The sequence below is a fragment of the Bacillus sp. FSL R9-9834 genome (genome assembly GCF_038006905.1).
Taxonomy (GTDB): domain Bacteria; phylum Bacillota; class Bacilli; order Bacillales; family Bacillaceae_G; genus Bacillus_A; species Bacillus_A pacificus.
The window spans coordinates 2,663,093-2,680,243 of sequence record NZ_JBBOWD010000001.1 but is presented as its reverse complement, the minus strand read 5'-3'; the positions used below and the strand labels follow the sequence as shown (position 1 = coordinate 2,680,243).

Below are 17,151 nucleotides of genomic sequence, written 5' to 3'. Positions count from 1 at the left end.
TAATACACTTATTTACGATAAATTTAAAATATTTTTACAAATAAAAATATTATTTATAAAAATTGTATATATGTACAGTTGGCACGTCAATTGCATAAAAGAAAGTGAGAGCTTTAGGGGAAGGAGGAATATTTTGTGAGGCACTGCGACGTTTTAATAATTGGAGGCGGTATTATTGGCTGCTCGATCGCTTATTACACTTCGAAATACGGAAGAGACGTAACAATCATTGAAAAAGGAGAATTTGTCAGCGGGACGTCTTCACGGTGTGACGGAAATATTTTGGCTATTGATAAAGACCCAGGATTTGATAGTCAAATGTCGTTAGTAAGTCAAAAATTAGTAACGGATTTAAGTGAAGAGTTAGAGCACTCATTTGAATATAGGGCACCAGGAAGTATTCTCGTATGTGAGTCGGATGAAGAGATGGAAGCAGCGCAGCAATGGGTAAATCGTCAAAAAGAAGCTGGTTTACCGTTTCGAATGCTTGATAGGCAAGATATAAGGGAAGAATCACCATTTTTCGCAGATGATTTATTAGGCGGGTTAGAATGCGCAACAGATTCGACTGTAAATCCGTATCTTCTTGCTTTTGCACTTCTTGCAGAATCGAAGAAATTTGGTACGAAAGCTTTTAATCATACGGAAGTAAAAGAAATGAAAAGAGATATAGACGGTTCCTTTATTGTAGAAACGACAAATGGGACGTTTACTGCGAACCAAGTAGTAAACGCAGCCGGTGTGTGGGCTCCGAAAATCGGACAAATGTTGGATGTAAATATTCCAATTGAACCGAGAAAAGGGCATATTATTGTAGCTTCAAGGCAACAGCACGTTGGTTGCCGTAAAGTAATGGAATTTGGTTATTTAATTTCTAAATTTGGCGGACAACGAAAAGTGGATGCTTTAACTGAAAAATACGGGGTAGCTCTTGTATTTGAGCCGACAGAAAGCCAAAATTTTTTAATTGGTAGTAGTAGAGAATTTGTAGGGTTTCATACGAGGATAAATAACGAGGTTATTAAATGTATTGCGAACAGAGCAATTCGCTTTTATCCAAAAATGGTGGATATGATGGTGATTCGTTCCTATGCTGGGTTACGTCCGTGGACAGAAGACCATTTGCCAATCATTTCACGTGTGGAACATATCCCGAACTACTTTATAGCAGCAGGGCATGAAGGGGATGGCATTAGTCTTGCCGCAGTTACAGGGAAAGTGATTGAAGAGTTATTAAACGAAAAAGAAACAATCATTCCTATTGAACCACTTCGTTTGAGTCGTTTTACAGAAAGGGTGTTAAACAGATGAGGTCACAAAGAGTCTTTACGACGATTGATACACATACGGGCGGGAATCCAACGAGAACATTGATTAGCGGCCTGCCTAAGTTAATAGGAGAGACGATGGCAGAGAAGATGTTACATATGAAAAAGGAGTATGACTGGATTCGTAAATTGTTAATGAATGAACCGCGTGGTCATGATGTAATGTCAGGAGCACTATTAACAGATCCGTGTCATCCTGAAGCAGATATTGGTGTTATTTACATAGAGACAGGTGGATATTTACCGATGTGTGGTCACGATACAATTGGTGTATGTACAGCTTTAATTGAATCAGGTTTCATTCCGGTAGTTGAACCGATTACCTCGCTAAAGTTAGACACACCAGCCGGATTAGTTGAAGTCGATATATTTGTTCAAGATGGAAAAGCGAAAGAAGTCTCCTTTTGTAACATTCCAGCTTTTTTACTGAAAAATATTACAGTAGACGTCGAAGACATTGGAACTGTAGAGGCTGATATTGCGTATGGAGGGAATTTTTATGCCATTATCGATGCGAAATCAGTAGGGTTAGAGTTAGTACCAGAAAATGCATCTACAATCATAGATAAGGCAATTCATATAAGAAATATCATTAATGAGAAATTTGAAATCATTCATCCAGAGCATTCGTTCATTAGAGGATTAACCCATGTTGAATTTTATACAGATCCTACTCATGAAAGCGCTCATGTAAAAAATACAGTTGTCGTTCCGCCTGGAGGAATTGATCGTTCTCCATGTGGTACAGGAACATCAGCAAAGTTAGCGGTATTATATGCGAACCAAAAAATTGAGATTGATGAAGAGTTTGTTCATGAGAGTATCGTTGGTTCTTTATTTAAAGGGTGTGTCATAAATACGACAAATGTTGAAAATATTGAAGCGGTCGTAACGAAAATTACAGGTTCAGCTTGGCTTATGGGGATGCATAGATTTTTTTACAATGAAAAGGATCCACTGAAAGAAGGCTTTTTGCTAATTCCGCCGATGGAACATGAAACGGAGGATGTAAAATGAACATTCAAAAAATGTATACAGCAGTAGACGTACACGTAAATGGCGAGGCATTCCGTGTAATAAAAGATGTACCATGCAAGTACTACTACAATTTAGAACAATTAAACGAACAATTTTCAGGTGAATTAGCAGAAGAAATGCAGCTTTTATTAAATGAACCGCGTGGTTTTATCGGTTTAAATGGATGTATCGTCGTTCCTTCTATTCATCCGGAAATCGATGCAGCTGTATTATTTTTTAATCATGAAGGGTCAATACCTCTTCATTACGGAGGTATTGTCGCAGTCATAACGATGTTACTAGAAAGTGGGTATTTAAAAAAGAGAGAGACGAATCAATACAAAATCGAAACGTTATCTGGCATATTTTCAGTCCATGCGTATGTAGAGAATGATGAAGTTGTATCTGTTTCGTTTGAAAGTAAAGTATGTTATATGATTGAGAAAAATTTACAGGTTGGTAATATAAGTTACTCTCTTATACAGGCAGATAAAGTATACGCAGTTGTAGAAAAAGATGCGTATTCACCAGAAATTCATATTGAAAACATTTCTGAATTGAAAAAATGGGGAGAAAGTACACTACAAGCTATACAAAAACAGTCGTTAATAAAAAGGCTTATTTTAGTAGATTCTTCGCAAAAAGAAAAGAACCATATAAAGTCGATTACCTTTCATGAAGATAACTTTATCGTACGATCGCCAGGTTTTGTTTCGACTATTGTGTCTTATGTTCACGCGTTATTTAAAAATGATTATATAGCGGATAAACCTTTTATAAATGAAAGTATATGTAATAGCTTTATAACTGTTGAAAAAGTGAAGAAGGAAGAAATAGGTTACATTTTCCGTTTTGAAAGTAGAGGATTTATTACAGGGATGCAGACGTTTCTATTAGACCCTACAGATCCGTTTCCGACAGGATTTTTATTAAAATAGTAAAGGGAGAGATAAATATGAAAAATATTAAAGGGGCATTTCCAGTATTAATCACACCGATGGATGAGTTTCAAGAAATTAATTGGAACGGTGTAAAACAAAATGTAAACTACTTTATTGAGCAAAAATTGGCTGGCATTATTATAAACGGAAGCACAGGAGAGTTTGTTAGTTTGTCAAAAGAAGAACGATTTAAAATGGTAGAAACAGTATTAAAAGAAGTTGATGGTCGTATTCCGGTTATTGTTGGAACTGCTGCGGAGACGACGAAAGAGACGATTGAATATACGAAACATGCAGAAGCGCATGGAGCGGATTGTGCATTAATTATAAATTCGTATTATTGTAAACCGAAAGAAGAGGAAATATATTTTCATTTTAAAGAAATCTCAAACGCTGTAAATATTCCAATTATGTTATACAATAACCCGTTTACATCTGGTGTTGATATGAGTACAGAACTCCTGCTACGTATTGGAAAAGAGTGTGAAAATGTTACACATATTAAAGAATCTAGCGGAGATATTCGAAAAGCAAGAGATTTAGTAAGACAAGGCGAAGGTGCGTTTCAAGTATTCTGTGGATCTGAAGATGTAGTTATGGAATCTTATTTAGTTGGTGCGACGGGCTGGGTTTCAGTAGCAGGTAATATCGTACCGGGACTTGTTACGAAAATGTATGAGCATTTCCAAAATGGTGAATTAGAAAAAGCTTGGGAAATAAACGATGCGATTTTACCTCTTTGTGAGTTTCTTGAAGGGTCCGGAAAATATGTACAAATCGTTAAACGCTCAATGGAATTACACGGGCAAGCTGGGGGGCCTTCTCGCTATCCGAGACTCGGATTAACTAAAGAAGAGGATCAAAAGCTTCAAATGATTATTTCAAAAATTGCTGCTCATGCAGCTGTTTAAATAAGGAGGAGAGCATATATGTTAACGAAAAACATTGAACTAAAACCAAAAGTGAAAGCGTTTTTAAATGATGAAATTAAAATGTTTATTAATGGTGAATTTGTTCCTTCCATTAGCGGGAAGACATTTGAGACATACAATCCAGCAACTGAAGATGTTTTAGCTGTTGTATGCGAAGCACAAGAAGAGGATATTAATGTCGCAGTAAAAGCGGCAAGATCTGCATTTGAATCAGGACCTTGGGCAGAAATGACTACTGCTGAAAGAGCACATCTTATTTATAAATTAGCAGACTTAATTGAAGAGCATGGAGAAGAATTGGCGCAGTTAGAAGCTTTAGATAACGGGAAACCATATCAAGTAGCACTGGATGATGATATTGCAGCGACTGTAGAAAATTACCGCTATTATGCGGGATGGGCTACGAAAATTATCGGGCAAACAATTCCGATTTCAAAAGATTACTTAAATTATACACGCCATGAACCTGTTGGGGTTGTAGGACAAATTATTCCTTGGAATTTTCCGCTCGTTATGTCTTCTTGGAAAATGGGAGCTGCACTAGCGACAGGTTGTACGATCGTATTAAAACCAGCAGAACAAACGCCTTTATCGTTATTATATACAGCGAAACTTTTTAAAGAAGCAGGTTTTCCAAAAGGTGTTGTAAACTTTGTGCCAGGTTTCGGCCCTGAAGCGGGAGCTGCAATTGTAAACCATCATGATATTGATAAGGTAGCCTTCACAGGTTCAACAGTTACAGGAAAATATATTATGCGTCAATCTGCAGAAACTATTAAACATGTAACGTTAGAACTTGGTGGTAAATCACCAAATATCATTTTAGAAGACGCTGATTTAGAAGAAGCGATTAACGGCGCATTCCAAGGTATTATGTATAATCACGGCCAAAATTGTAGTGCTGGATCTCGCGTGTTCGTTCACCGAAAACATTACGAAACAGTCGTAAATGAACTAGTAAAAATGGCGAATAACGTGAAACTTGGAGCAGGTATGGAGAAGGAAACAGAAATGGGTCCACTCGTATCTAAAAAGCAACAAGAGCGTGTACTACATTACATTGAACAAGGAAAAGCAGAAGGCGCTACTGTTGCTGCTGGTGGTGAACGTGCATTTGAAAAAGGTTATTTTGTACAGCCAACGGTATTCACAAATGTTACTGATGATATGACAATTGTGAAAGAAGAAATTTTTGGACCAGTTGTCGTTGTACTTCCATTTGATTCAACAGAAGAGGTAATCGAAAGAGCAAATCGCTCGTCATACGGACTCGCTGCAGGCGTATGGACACAAAATATTAAAACTGGACATCAAGTTGCCAATAAATTAAAGGCAGGAACAGTATGGATTAATGATTATAACTTAGAAAATGCAGCTGCACCATTTGGTGGGTTTAAACAATCTGGAATCGGTCGTGAGTTAGGTTCATATGCGCTTGATAATTACACAGAAGTGAAGAGTGTTTGGGTAAATATAAAGTAATAGAGAATCTAACTTGTTAATAAATAGAGGAATGAAATAATGAGATAGGCGGACAACTGGAAGATTTAATAATAGTTGTCCGTTTTCTTATATATAAAATAGTTTTCAAAAGAATGATAAGGGGGATTTGGATGGAGCAATTAGTAGAGTGGTTAGTAGGGCAAGTATGGAGTATTGGATTAGTTGTTTTCGCCTTAGGAGCAGGTGTGTATTTTACAATTGCAACTCGTTTTCTACAAATTCGTTATTTTAAAGAAATGATTAAACTATTATTTGAAGGGAAGAGCTCTGAGACGGGAATTTCATCCTTTCAAGCATTTTGTTTAGCGTTATCTGGTAGGGTTGGAATAGGTAATATTGCAGGGGTTGCGACAGCTATCGCTTTTGGCGGACCTGGAGCTGTATTTTGGATGTGGGTAATGGCACTATTAGGAGCAGCTAGTGCATTTGTTGAATCAACATTATCTCAAGTATATAAAAGTAAAGTTGGAAATGAATATCGCGGTGGTACACCATATTTCATTGAAAAAGGCTTGAAAATGAAATGGTTTGCAATCATTGTAGCAGTCGTTGTAACACTTTCATATGGCGTTTTATTACCAGGTATTCAATCTAGTAGTATCGCAGTGGGATTCGAAAACTCTAACGGTATTAGTAAATATATAACGGGTATATTGTTAGTCTTATTATTAGCAGCAATCATTTTTGGTGGCGTAAAGAGAATTGCAGGCGTTTCACAAATGCTTGTTCCATTTATGGCAATTGGATATGTAATTGTTACATGTATCGTATTAATTGCGAATGTAACGGAAATTCCAAGTATGTTTGCTTTAATTTTCTCTAGTGCTTTCGGTATAAATGAAATGTTTGGTGGAATCGTCGGTGCAGCAATTGCATGGGGCGTAAAGCGCGCTGTATTTTCAAATGTAGCTGGCGTTGGAGAAGCGACGTATAGCTCTGCTGCGGCTGAAGTATCTCACCCAGCAAAACAAGGGTTAGTTCAAGCCTTTTCTGTATACATTGATACAATTATCGTATGTACAGCGACAGCTCTTATGATTTTAATAACAGGTATGTATAATGTTATACCGGAAGGGAAAAGCGCTATTGTAAAAAATATAGGGAATGTTGATGCTGGCCCAATTTATACTCAACAAGCAGTTGAAACTGTTATGACTGGGTTTGGTCCATTATTCATTTCAATCGCAATTTTCTTCTTCGCATTTACAACTTTACTCGCTTACTACTATATCGCTGAAACGACACTTACTTATTTAGATCGTGAGCTTAAACATAGCTGGTTAAAACCAGTTTTGAAAATTGGATTTTTAATTATGGTTTACATCGGTAGTGTAGAATCAGCATCGCTCTTATGGAATCTTGGAGATTTAGGGATCGGTAGTATGGCATGGTTAAACTTAATTGCGATTCTACTATTAAGTAAAATCGCATTAAAAGTGTTAAAAGATTATGAAGCGCAGAAAAAAGAAGGGAAAGATCCAGTATTTGATCCTAAAAATGTAGGAATTGAAGGTTTAACATTTTGGGAAGAAAGAAGTAAAGAGGTTCAAAGAAAAAACGTTAAAGAACAAGCGGTAGTGGATGATAGTCTGAAACTGTAGTTTAAATAAACTGAATATTCGTTCTATTAAATGAGGTATATTGCCTTCTTTTCATCACATACTACAGTGGGTACAGATAATTTGAATGGGGGTAATAATAAGATGGAACACGAACAACATCATAGTTCAGTAAATGACGTTCTACATCATTATAAAGAAGGAATCGGTAGTTTTACAAACCAAATTCCTGAAATTGCTGAAACATATAATGCATTCACGCAAGCTTGTTTTCAAGAGGGTTCTTTAACAAAAAGGGAAAAACAACTTATTGCATTAGGAATTAGTCTAGCAACGCAAGATGAATATTGTACCGTTTATCATACAAAAGGTTGTCTTGATCAAGGGTGTTCAGATAAAGAAATTCTGGAAGCGTGTGGTGTATCAGCAGCATTTGCTGGTGGAGCTGCAATGAGTCAAGCAGTAACTTTAGTGCAAGAGTGTTTAACAGAACTGAAAAATCATAAGCATTGAATAGAAAAGAACGTTTTAAACTTTATGTTTAAAACGTTCTTTTACGTGAGATTAAATTTGAGTATGAAAATTAGCTTGTATGTGATGTAGCAAAGTAAGATTCTTAAATATAGTGGGAATGAGAAACAACTATTTATTTTTAAGATTTTCTAAAAAGTTTCAATTGTTTCATATAATCAATAGCTTTTGTTTTGTTTTTTTGATTACATACATATTTGAATTCATTCTTATCTCGATAATAACTATTCATTATTTCCTTTGTAAGAATTCCATCGGAAATAGCTTTTTTAATTGCGCAATGTGGTTCATTTGTATGAGAGCAGTTAGAAAATTTACAGTTCTTAGATATCGCTTCTATATCCTCATATCCAAGATCAAAGTCGTCCTTATGATGTATTAAGTCAAATCCTATTTTGCTAATGATTAATCCCTCCATCATTCATACATTCTAAAAGTATGCTCTATTTAAATATATATTTCCTTTTAGTATTCTGTTATTCCTTCTTTAAAACTTGGTACAATGAAACAAAAGGGGGATTAATAATGCAAAATTTAGTAATTGAAGAGATTAAGCAAATAAAAGATGAGGTGGAAGAGCTTTCTAACCTTTTGAAAACAGTTGTAGATGATGGGGCGTCAATTGGTTTTTTACCTCCACTGGAACAAAAAGAATCAACAAAGTATTGGCAAACTGTTTTAGCGCCAGAAGTGATATTATATGTCGCTAAAATAAACAATGAATTGGCAGGGAGTATTCAATTACATTTAGTTACAAAGCCTAACGGAATTCATAGAGCCGAGATTTGTAAGTTAATGACTCATCCCAACTTTAGACGTAATGGTATTGGACGTTTACTTATGCAAAAAGCAGAGGAACGAGCGAAGCAAGAAGATAGGTCTCTTTTAGTGTTAGATACGAGAGAAGGAGACCCTTCTAATAGATTGTATAAATCATTAGACTATCAAGAAGTTGGAAAAATACCAGAATACGCGATTTCTCCAAATGGTAATTTAGATGCCACAGTTATTTATTATAAAGTTTTATAAGTTACGATTAAAAAGCTATCATGCTCAAAATAATAAACCACCATTTTTAACACCGTCTATATTTCTCTAGCGGTGTTATTTGAATTTATTTAATGTACAAATTGAATTTGAGAAAGTTTTTAGAGGGTTCTGTTTGTATGGTCTCTCGACTTATAATGGATGTAGAGAAGATGACTAGGCAACTATAGTTATTTTCGCTTTATTATGGGAAAGGGGATGACGAGATGAAAACGAAAGGTTTACAGAAGGTGAAGAAAGTTATATTAAGTGGTGGCATATTACTTACGGGATTGTTAACTTTCGGTTTTTCAGAAAAAGCTTCCGCTCATGGATATGTTGAATCACCAGCGAGCCGCTCTTATTTATGTAAGCAAGGGGTAAATGTAAATTGCGGTCCGATTCAATATGAACCGCAAAGTGTAGAAGGAATAGGTGGCTTCCCGCAATCAGGACCTTCGGATGGTCAAATCGCAGGAGCTGGCCATTTCCCTGCTTTAGATGTACAGACTGTAGATAGGTGGAAGAAAGTTACTTTAAACGGTGGGACGAATACATTCAAGTGGAAACTAACGGCTCCTCATAGTACGAAAGAGTGGAAATATTATATTACGAAGAAAGATTGGAATCCAAATAAGCCTTTAACGAGGTCTGATTTAGATTTAGTGCCTTTCTATGTGAAAAATGATGGAGGAGCTAGACCTGGAACTTCCGTAACACATGAAGCAAATGTGCCTACTGATAGAAATGGATATCACCTTATTTTAGCTGTGTGGGAAATTGCAGACACTGGGAATGCATTTTATCAAGTTATCGATGTTAACCTTGTAAATAATGGTTTGGCATCGAATTTTCCGCTAAATCATGTAGTGCAAGCTCCTAGCTTATTTTAAATAAAGTGAAACTTTAATCAGTGGGGGTCTTACTGCACATTAAAGCGGGATAAAATATACATTTCGATCATCTAATTCATTTTAGATGATCTTTTTTTACGAAAAACGATGAAAAATATAGAAGAAAGTGCAATTATTTATAAAAAATTATGCTTTAAATATTGTCATATTTGCTTCTTTAAGATATCCTTTTCATGAAGAGGTGGAAAACATGGAAAAAGTACTAGTTTTCGGGCATAAAAACCCAGATACAGATGCAATTTGTTCTGCAATTGCTTATGCAGAATTGAAAAAAGAATTAGGAATGAATGCTGAGCCTGTACGTTTAGGCGAAATCAGCGGTGAAACTCAATTTGCGTTAGACTATTTTAAAGTAGAAGGACCGCGTTTTGTTGAGACAGTTGCAAACGAAGTGGACAACGTTATTTTAGTTGACCATAACGAGCGTCAACAAAGTGCTAACGATATCGAATCTGTTCGTGTGTTAGAAGTTATTGACCATCACCGTATTGCTAACTTTGAAACAAGCGATCCTATTTACTACCGTTGTGAGCCAGTTGGTTGTACAGCTACAATTTTAAACAAGATGTACAAAGAAAACGGCATTACAATTCGTAAAGAAGTTGCAGGTTTAATGTTATCTGCAATCATTTCAGATTCTTTACTATTCAAATCTCCAACTTGCACAGAGCAAGACGTAGCAGCAGCTCGTGAATTAGCGGAAATCGCTGGTGTAGATGCTGATAACTACGGCTTAGAAATGTTAAAAGCTGGTGCTGACTTAAGCGGAAAAACAATGGAGCAATTAATCTCTCTTGACGCTAAAGAATTCCAAATGGGTAATGCGAAAGTTGAAATCGCACAAGTAAACGCTGTTGATACGAACGACGTTCTTGTACACCAAGCAGAACTTGAAAAAGTTATCTCTGCAGTAGTAGAAGAAAAAGGTTTAGACCTATTCTTATTTGTTGTAACTGATATCTTAACAAACGATTCTGTCGGTCTTGCAATCGGTAAAGCAGCAAACGTTGTTGAGAAAGCATACAACGTATCTCTAGAAAACAACACTGCTACATTAAAAGGTGTAGTATCTCGTAAAAAACAAATCGTACCAGTATTAACAGAAGCATTCCAAGCTTAATTTTATTGAGTACAGATAGAAAAGGACAAGTAGTCGGATTGGCTACTTGTCTTTTTCTATCTGTATAAAACAGAAAATTCGAATTTTTAATAGGGGGTTTGTGTATGCTTAATGAATTCGAAAGTAAATTACAGTCACTTTTAGAGCGAAATATTACTTCTGTTTTAGAATTAGAAAGTTGGCTTTTCGATGAACTGCGTGTAACCGCTGAAGTAGAAGAGGAGATAACAAGTAGTTTGATCGCCACGTATAGAGATACAGATGACAGAAATATGCGTGATTTACATATGTATAATCAAAATACAATTCAACCACTTTTAAAAAGATACACTGCAAAATTTGACGAGAAATTTAGAGAGTGTCCGTTTTCTGACTTATTAGATGAGCAGAAATATGGATTTATGAAAAAAGCAAGATTTGTGAAGAGTAGAATGTTTAATGAAGAAAATATTGCTCTTTCTATTAAAGAGCAAGAGCTTATTACGAAGTATAGAGAAATAATGTCTAACATAACAATTAATTGGGAGGGAGAGCAAAAGACGTATGCATACGTTAAAGCACAGCTAGATAACTCTAATAGAGCTATTCGTGAAAAAGCTTGGTACGCTTTATGTGAAGCAAGAAGTGCAGTGAAGATGGAAATAGATTGTATTATGAATGAGCTCGTACAATTACGGAATGAGCTCGCTTTAAATGCAGGATTTCATAATTATAGTGAATATGCTTATAAACAAAAAAACAGAGATTATAACATTGAAGATTGCTATAAGCTCCATGAATCTATAGAAAAGTATGTTGTACCAATTTGGAAACAATTAGGGAGTATTTCTAAAAAGAATCTCGGTGTAAAAACGTATCGCCCTTGGGATCTTACTCCATGTAATATACTAAAAGCTCCATTTCAAAATGCCATTGATTTATTGGATGGGTTGGAAGAAATGTTTCGGAAGACAGATTTATATTTTTATGAGGAATTTATCCATATACGAAAAGCAGGATTAATTGATGTAGAAGAACGTGAAAATAAAGCACCAGGAGCTGCTTGTTTTACCTTGCCTCATAGTAAAGAGGTTTTTGTGTATTCTAATTTTAGTCCATCATTTTATGCGATTAATGCGCTCATACATGAAGTGGGACATGCATTTCATTTTTATAAACAATTTAAAAATGATAGTAGCATGCAGGAAAGGTATCTTCGTGAAGAGGTGGCTGAGCTTTATTCCCTCAGTCTTGAGTTACTAGTAATGGATAAGCTTACTATTTTTTACAAGCAAGAGGATGAATATAAAGAAGTGCAGCGCGTACAATTATATCGTGCTTTGTCTTTATTATTGTCGTCAATTGCAGGAGATGTATTCCAGCATTGGATCTATACAAATCCAAACCATACACCAGAAGAGCGTGATAAGAAATACGCTGAACTATGCAAAAGGTATCAATATTCATCAGTCAATATTGACGGATTAGAAGATGAAATTGGTTCGAGTTGGGTAGAGTCATTTCACTTTGTTCAGTTTCCTTTTTATAAAATTGAATATGCAATTGCGCAAATAGGAGCAATGCAATTGTTTCAAATTTATCGAGAGGATCCAGAAAAAGCGATTACTTTCTTTAAAGAGGGAGCGAGTGCAGACTGGAACCTACCAATACAAGAAATATATGAAAAAACAGGTGTCACGTTTGATTTTTCGGAAGAAAGGATAGAAAGTACTGCAAGTGTAATTGTTGATCTGATTAATGAATTAAAATAAGGATAGCATTAGCTATCCTTATAGCTGTTTGTTCGTAGGTTTTTTCTTGTTTATATAAAATGTAATAATAGCTGTAATGAGAAAAATAGGTATAGCATACGCTTGCCCAACAAACAACTTCCAGCCCACATGATTATAACCTTGAGATGCTGGAGCAATCATAGCGATTACGCAAACAATAATATAGAGTACTAGTGCAGGGAGTATATTTTTCACTTATTCACCTCCTTCTAAAGATAAAATATTTTGTCATTCATATATTTTAATTAACATTAAGAGCTTTGAAAAGTAAATGTACCATTATTGGTAGTATTATAATATTTACAAAAAGTGTACTATGTTTAAATAGGGCAATGGGATTTCAAATCTTAAAAAAGTGAATTATAAGTAAAAAACGATGGTTTTATGGTAAAAGATATATTTTTTATTTTTAATATCATTATATAGCATGTTGAGAGAAAAATGTGTAAAATAGTTAATTTTACTTATGCAAGAGAAGAGGTAAGAGATAAATGAAAAGGTTATGCATAATTCCATGCGGAAAGAAGAAAATTTGGGATAAGTATCCGGATTACGGGCCTATGGAGGCAAAAGATGTATATATTAGCCCGTTCGGAAAAGCGTGTCAGGCGTATGCAACGATGTTTTTTGAGAATTGGGTTATATTATCGGCGAAGCATGGATTTTTAAGGCCAAATGATATTGTACTAGAAAACTATGATCTTGCGTTTGATTCAAAGAGCGATAAGGTAATAAGTATAGAGCAATTACAAAAACAGATGGTAGATAAAAGTTTACTACAGTTTGACGAAATCGTCTTACTTGCAGGGAAAAAGCATAAAAAAGTAGTAACAAAGCTATATCCAGAAGAAATGATTACATATCCGTTAGAAGGATGTAAAGGAATTGGATATATGTTGCAGAGGTTGAAAGAGGCAGTGAAGGAAGAGGAGGAAATATAAGTATAGTTTCGGTCACCATGAGCTTAAACTGTTTTTAAGGAGCTAAAACGTAAAATAGAGTTTTTAAGCATCGCCAAAAAGGTGATGCTTTTTGTTCGTGTCACCACTTTTTATATCGAAAACGATTTGCCTTCACCTATAGAAAATGTAGGACGTATGGGGACAGTTAAGATTGTAAGAGGGAATAGCAATAAGACAAGTTTTGAATATGATATTAAGAAAGGAGATGTTGATAAATAATGGCCAGATATAGTTTGCATGGAGGACACAATAGTATTGTTCAAGGGGCTAATTTTGGGAATCGGAAAGAACACGTTCTAGATAGGCAAGTTAAAGATGCTGTGGCGACTAAGTTAAGATCCCTAGGACACACGGTTTATGACGATACGGACGAGGTAGGGACAACTCAATCACAAAATTTAAATAATATCATTCGGAATAGCAATTCCCATGCTGTGGATTTAGTTATTTCTTTTCATCTTAATGCAAGTGATGGAAATGGACAGGGTGTTGAGGTTTTGTATTATGATCAGAAAGATTTGGCGGCTAAAATATCAGCTCAACTAGCAAAAGATATTGGATGGCGTGATCGAGGTGCGAAACAACGTACAGATTTAGCGGTATTAAATGGAACGAAGGCACCGGCTATTCTTATTGAATTAGGATTTATTGATAATGAATCCGACATGGCAAAATGGAATGTTGATAAAATCGCTAATTCTATTGTATTTGCTCTTACAGGACAAACTGGAGGAGGTGCAACGGACTTGCTCAAAGTAAAAACTGGTGGTGTAGCATTTAGCAATTTACAAGCTTTGGCTCAGGCGATGGTTGATGCGGGTATTGATGGACAAATTGTCGTTCAGAAAGATGGCATTGGTTATGCTATAACGAATGGCTATCCGTCCGGAAATATCGATAAATTTACAGCTTGGTTAGATGCACGTAAATGGTACTATGAGTACTTGAGATAAAACGAAAATTAGTTTGATTAAAAACTAAAAATTGTCTTATTTTTAGTTAACAAGTATATTAAGTAATTAATAATTATGTAACTATAAATATGGATAATGTATATGTAAAGTAGTACACAAAACCACCTGTCAGAAAGGTGGTTTTGTGTATCCCGCTTTAATGGGCAGTAAAATTCATACCTCAAAATTCGGATGAAGCTAAGAAATTAGCTGGGAATTGCACTGCTTGTGGCCTCCTACTGATTATAGTTTAGAGCTTTGTAAGTCTTTACTTATTAAACCCGTAATAATATTTTATTTTCTCAATACATAAGCCGAATTTTAAATTATTACTAAATAATACAATACTTCTCATACTATTTATTAGATGATAATAGCAAAAAAACAAGCTTTGAATATAATAACGAAAAAGGAGATGTTAAATAATGGGTTACATTGTAGATATTTCGAAATGGAATGGCAACATTAATTGGGATATCGCGGCTCCACAATTAGATTTTGTAATTGCACGTGTGCAAGATGGTTCAAATTATGTAGATCCTTTATATAAAAATTATGTACAAGCAATGAAAGCAAGAAATATTCCGTTTGGTAATTATGCGTTCTGTCGTTTCGTTTCAGTAGAGGATGCACGGATAGAGGCGAGAGACTTTTGGAACCGTGGTGATAAAAATGCAACAGTTTGGGTAGCTGACATAGAAGTAAAAACAATGAACGATATGAGAGCAGGTACACAAGCTTTTATTGATGAATTACGAAGATTAGGAGCTAAGAAAGTCGGTTTATACATCGCTCATCATATGTATGCTCCATTTGGAATGGCAAATGTCAATTGTGATTTTGTATGGATTCCTCGTTATGGTGGTAACAAACCAGCCTACCCATGTGATATTTGGCAATACACAGAAACAGGGAATGTAGCCGGCATAGGAAAATGTGATTTAAATAAGTTAATGGGAAATAAACCGTTAGTTTGGTTTACTAATCAAACTGTTGAACAATCGACAAAACAAGAAGGAGTTGGAATTATAGTGAATAAATTTAGTAAAGTTGTTACGTATGAATTTGGTACAGCGTTAGTAGTAGAAATGTTAGGAATGATGGATGCTCTTGGGTATGAATCTCGTATTATCTCATATGGAGATAAACAAGGATTAGTTAGATTTGAAACAGCATATCGCCAAGGGAATGAATTAGATCGAGCGACAGCGTGGTTAGATGCTAAGGGACTTAAATATTTTTATACAAAAGAATAGTTTGCTAAATAAAAAGCCGTCATGTGACGGTTTTTTATTTTTATGTAATCTTTTAACTCTACTTATAATATGGAGAAAATAGACTAACAAACAAGCCATTGTATACTTTTAAACATAGAATATGATGCATTCTATCAAGGAGGAAGCATATTTATGAGAAATACTTGTCATTGTGGACATTTTCAAGATTGTAATAAATTTTGGGATGATTTGATGTTTGGGAGATATAGATGTAAACGCAATGATTTTCACGAGTGTTGTTGCAAAGAGAAACCGAAGTGTGAGTGTGAAAAATGTCATTGTAAAACAAAAGCGAAATGCCATTGTAGGCATGAAGAGGAAGGGTATTAATAATAAAAAAGAGTACGATACGCACTCTTTTTTGGGGTGATTATATTCCATCTTGAACAGATTGCTTTACAACTAACCATGTGTCTTTCTTTTTAATCGTTATAGCTACATTAGTTCCATTAGATTCCTTATAAAAGATATATCCATTGTTTGAGTTTACATATGTGACTGGTTCGCCTATGCAATCTCGCGAGCAGGATTTGTTGACTAGTTCAATTAGGGAGAGTTCGCTTGGATCTGTTTTACTTGCTTCTATAACAGCATCAAGGTTCGTTTTTCGATAGCCTTGTAAGTTGATATGAAAAAACTGCTCTATTTCTCCTGTAATGCTAGTATTCATTACTTCTACTGAATTCTTTTTTTCTTGAAGAAATCCGTTTTTATAAAGTAATTTTGTATATCCAATCCATGCTATTAATACTAGCATGAAAAATATACCCGTCATTTTAAGCGTTCGTAGTCGTTTACTTACAATAGTTTCTGAGTATTTCATTCAGTCTAATCCTCCAATGTTTTTAATTTAAAATATGCTTGGATACATACTTTTAGAAGAGGATGAAATTTGCTGAGTTTTCAATAAAAAAGAAAACATCCAGAGTTAGATGCTTTCTTTTTTGTATTTTTTGCTATCTGTTAGTTACTTGTTTCATAAGTGGTCTAATTTCTTTAACCGGTGGTTTTTTATCGTATACATCAACGTAAGAAAAATAATAATTTAAGTTTCTGAGAATTCCTTTTCCTATTTTAGCACTTAAGAAAGGAAAGACTTGTCCAGTATAATCATCAAGAGATTTACAGTAGTATTTTTCATCTAAATATATACTGTATTTACATGTTAGTTCTACTAGTGAGTTTCCTTCATCATCAATTACTTCCTTAGAATCAATAATGTCTATTAATGCGAATTTTTCATTTAGATAAACTTTCTTCTTTTTCTCATATTTATTTGTGAGTATAAATACGAGACCAATGGCGTTAATCAAACT

The 17,151-nt window shown here is 35.0% G+C and carries 18 protein-coding genes; 14 read left to right on the top strand and 4 right to left on the bottom strand.

Annotation, left to right across the window (positions count from 1 at the left end):
• The first annotated feature begins 135 nt into the window (after positions 1–135).
• From MKY00_RS13880 to MKY00_RS13850, 7 genes are all read left to right on the top strand, one after another.
• Positions 136–1,311, top strand: coding sequence for an NAD(P)/FAD-dependent oxidoreductase (locus MKY00_RS13880; protein WP_016717712.1), 1,176 nt, complete (start codon positions 136–138; stop codon positions 1,309–1,311).
• Positions 1,308–2,345 carry a proline racemase family protein gene (locus MKY00_RS13875; RefSeq protein ID WP_001257524.1) on the top strand — a complete coding sequence of 346 codons (1,038 nt, stop codon included), beginning with the start codon at positions 1,308–1,310 and terminating at the stop codon, positions 2,343–2,345. Before MKY00_RS13880 ends, MKY00_RS13875 begins: the two co-directional genes overlap by 4 nt.
• On the top strand, positions 2,342–3,283 hold the full coding sequence (locus MKY00_RS13870) for a proline racemase family protein (protein ID WP_016717711.1): 942 nt from the start codon (positions 2,342–2,344) through the stop codon (positions 3,281–3,283). Before MKY00_RS13875 ends, MKY00_RS13870 begins: the two co-directional genes overlap by 4 nt.
• 17 nt (positions 3,284–3,300) lie before the next feature.
• On the top strand, positions 3,301–4,197 hold the full coding sequence (dapA, locus tag MKY00_RS13865) for a 4-hydroxy-tetrahydrodipicolinate synthase (protein ID WP_016717710.1): 897 nt from the start codon (positions 3,301–3,303) through the stop codon (positions 4,195–4,197).
• A gap of 18 nt (positions 4,198–4,215) precedes the next feature.
• Complete coding sequence (locus tag MKY00_RS13860) at positions 4,216–5,700, top strand: aldehyde dehydrogenase family protein (protein WP_016717709.1); 1,485 nt, start codon at positions 4,216–4,218, stop codon at positions 5,698–5,700.
• A gap of 131 nt (positions 5,701–5,831) precedes the next feature.
• Positions 5,832–7,322: an alanine/glycine:cation symporter family protein gene (locus MKY00_RS13855; RefSeq protein ID WP_016717708.1), complete on the top strand. Its 1,491-nt coding sequence runs from the start codon at positions 5,832–5,834 to the stop codon at positions 7,320–7,322.
• Between the two features lie 30 nt (positions 7,323–7,352).
• Positions 7,353–7,793: a carboxymuconolactone decarboxylase gene (locus MKY00_RS13850; protein WP_162837244.1), complete on the top strand. Its 441-nt coding sequence runs from the start codon at positions 7,353–7,355 to the stop codon at positions 7,791–7,793.
• A 139-nt stretch (positions 7,794–7,932) separates the two neighbouring features.
• Here the strand turns inward: MKY00_RS13850 and MKY00_RS13845 are convergent, their stop codons facing one another.
• Positions 7,933–8,229, bottom strand: a complete 297-nt coding sequence (locus MKY00_RS13845; RefSeq protein WP_000398675.1) for a hypothetical protein — start codon at positions 8,227–8,229, stop codon at positions 7,933–7,935.
• A 107-nt stretch (positions 8,230–8,336) separates the two neighbouring features.
• On the opposite strand from MKY00_RS13845, the gene MKY00_RS13840 reads away from it, so the two are divergent.
• The 4 genes from MKY00_RS13840 (at position 8,337) to MKY00_RS13825 (ending at position 12,622) form a co-directional block, all read left to right on the top strand.
• Complete coding sequence (locus tag MKY00_RS13840; RefSeq protein WP_016717707.1) at positions 8,337–8,840, top strand: GNAT family N-acetyltransferase; 504 nt, start codon at positions 8,337–8,339, stop codon at positions 8,838–8,840.
• 224 nt (positions 8,841–9,064) lie between these two features.
• Positions 9,065–9,730 carry a lytic polysaccharide monooxygenase gene (locus tag MKY00_RS13835; protein WP_000850067.1) on the top strand — a complete coding sequence of 222 codons (666 nt, stop codon included), beginning with the start codon at positions 9,065–9,067 and terminating at the stop codon, positions 9,728–9,730.
• Between the two features lie 211 nt (positions 9,731–9,941).
• Positions 9,942–10,871 carry a manganese-dependent inorganic pyrophosphatase gene (ppaC, locus tag MKY00_RS13830; protein WP_016717706.1) on the top strand — a complete coding sequence of 310 codons (930 nt, stop codon included), beginning with the start codon at positions 9,942–9,944 and terminating at the stop codon, positions 10,869–10,871.
• 104 nt (positions 10,872–10,975) lie between these two features.
• Positions 10,976–12,622 carry a M3 family oligoendopeptidase gene (locus MKY00_RS13825; RefSeq protein WP_016717705.1) on the top strand — a complete coding sequence of 549 codons (1,647 nt, stop codon included), beginning with the start codon at positions 10,976–10,978 and terminating at the stop codon, positions 12,620–12,622.
• An 18-nt stretch (positions 12,623–12,640) separates the two neighbouring features.
• Here the strand turns inward: MKY00_RS13825 and MKY00_RS13820 are convergent, their stop codons facing one another.
• Positions 12,641–12,838: a DUF4017 family protein gene (locus tag MKY00_RS13820; RefSeq protein WP_016717704.1), complete on the bottom strand. Its 198-nt coding sequence runs from the start codon at positions 12,836–12,838 to the stop codon at positions 12,641–12,643.
• Positions 12,839–13,134: 296 nt separating this feature from the next.
• Here MKY00_RS13820 and MKY00_RS13815 point away from each other — a divergent pair, with 296 nt between their 5' ends.
• From MKY00_RS13815 to MKY00_RS13805, 3 genes are all read left to right on the top strand, one after another.
• Complete coding sequence (locus MKY00_RS13815) at positions 13,135–13,584, top strand: DUF6884 domain-containing protein (protein WP_016717703.1); 450 nt, start codon at positions 13,135–13,137, stop codon at positions 13,582–13,584.
• A 239-nt stretch (positions 13,585–13,823) separates the two neighbouring features.
• Positions 13,824–14,558, top strand: a complete 735-nt coding sequence (locus tag MKY00_RS13810; protein WP_000135295.1) for an N-acetylmuramoyl-L-alanine amidase — start codon at positions 13,824–13,826, stop codon at positions 14,556–14,558.
• Between the two features lie 425 nt (positions 14,559–14,983).
• On the top strand, positions 14,984–15,814 hold the full coding sequence (locus MKY00_RS13805; protein WP_016717701.1) for a GH25 family lysozyme: 831 nt from the start codon (positions 14,984–14,986) through the stop codon (positions 15,812–15,814).
• A gap of 391 nt (positions 15,815–16,205) precedes the next feature.
• On the opposite strand, the gene MKY00_RS13800 is transcribed toward MKY00_RS13805, so the two are convergent.
• Entirely contained in the window at positions 16,206–16,658 is a 453-nt protein-coding gene (locus MKY00_RS13800; protein ID WP_016717699.1) for a hypothetical protein, read from the bottom strand.
• 133 nt (positions 16,659–16,791) lie between these two features.
• The gene (locus tag MKY00_RS13795) at positions 16,792–17,148 is read right to left on the bottom strand and encodes a hypothetical protein (RefSeq protein ID WP_000606242.1); all 357 of its coding nucleotides are present in this window, start codon (positions 17,146–17,148) and stop codon (positions 16,792–16,794) included.
• Positions 17,149–17,151 lie beyond the last annotated feature (3 nt).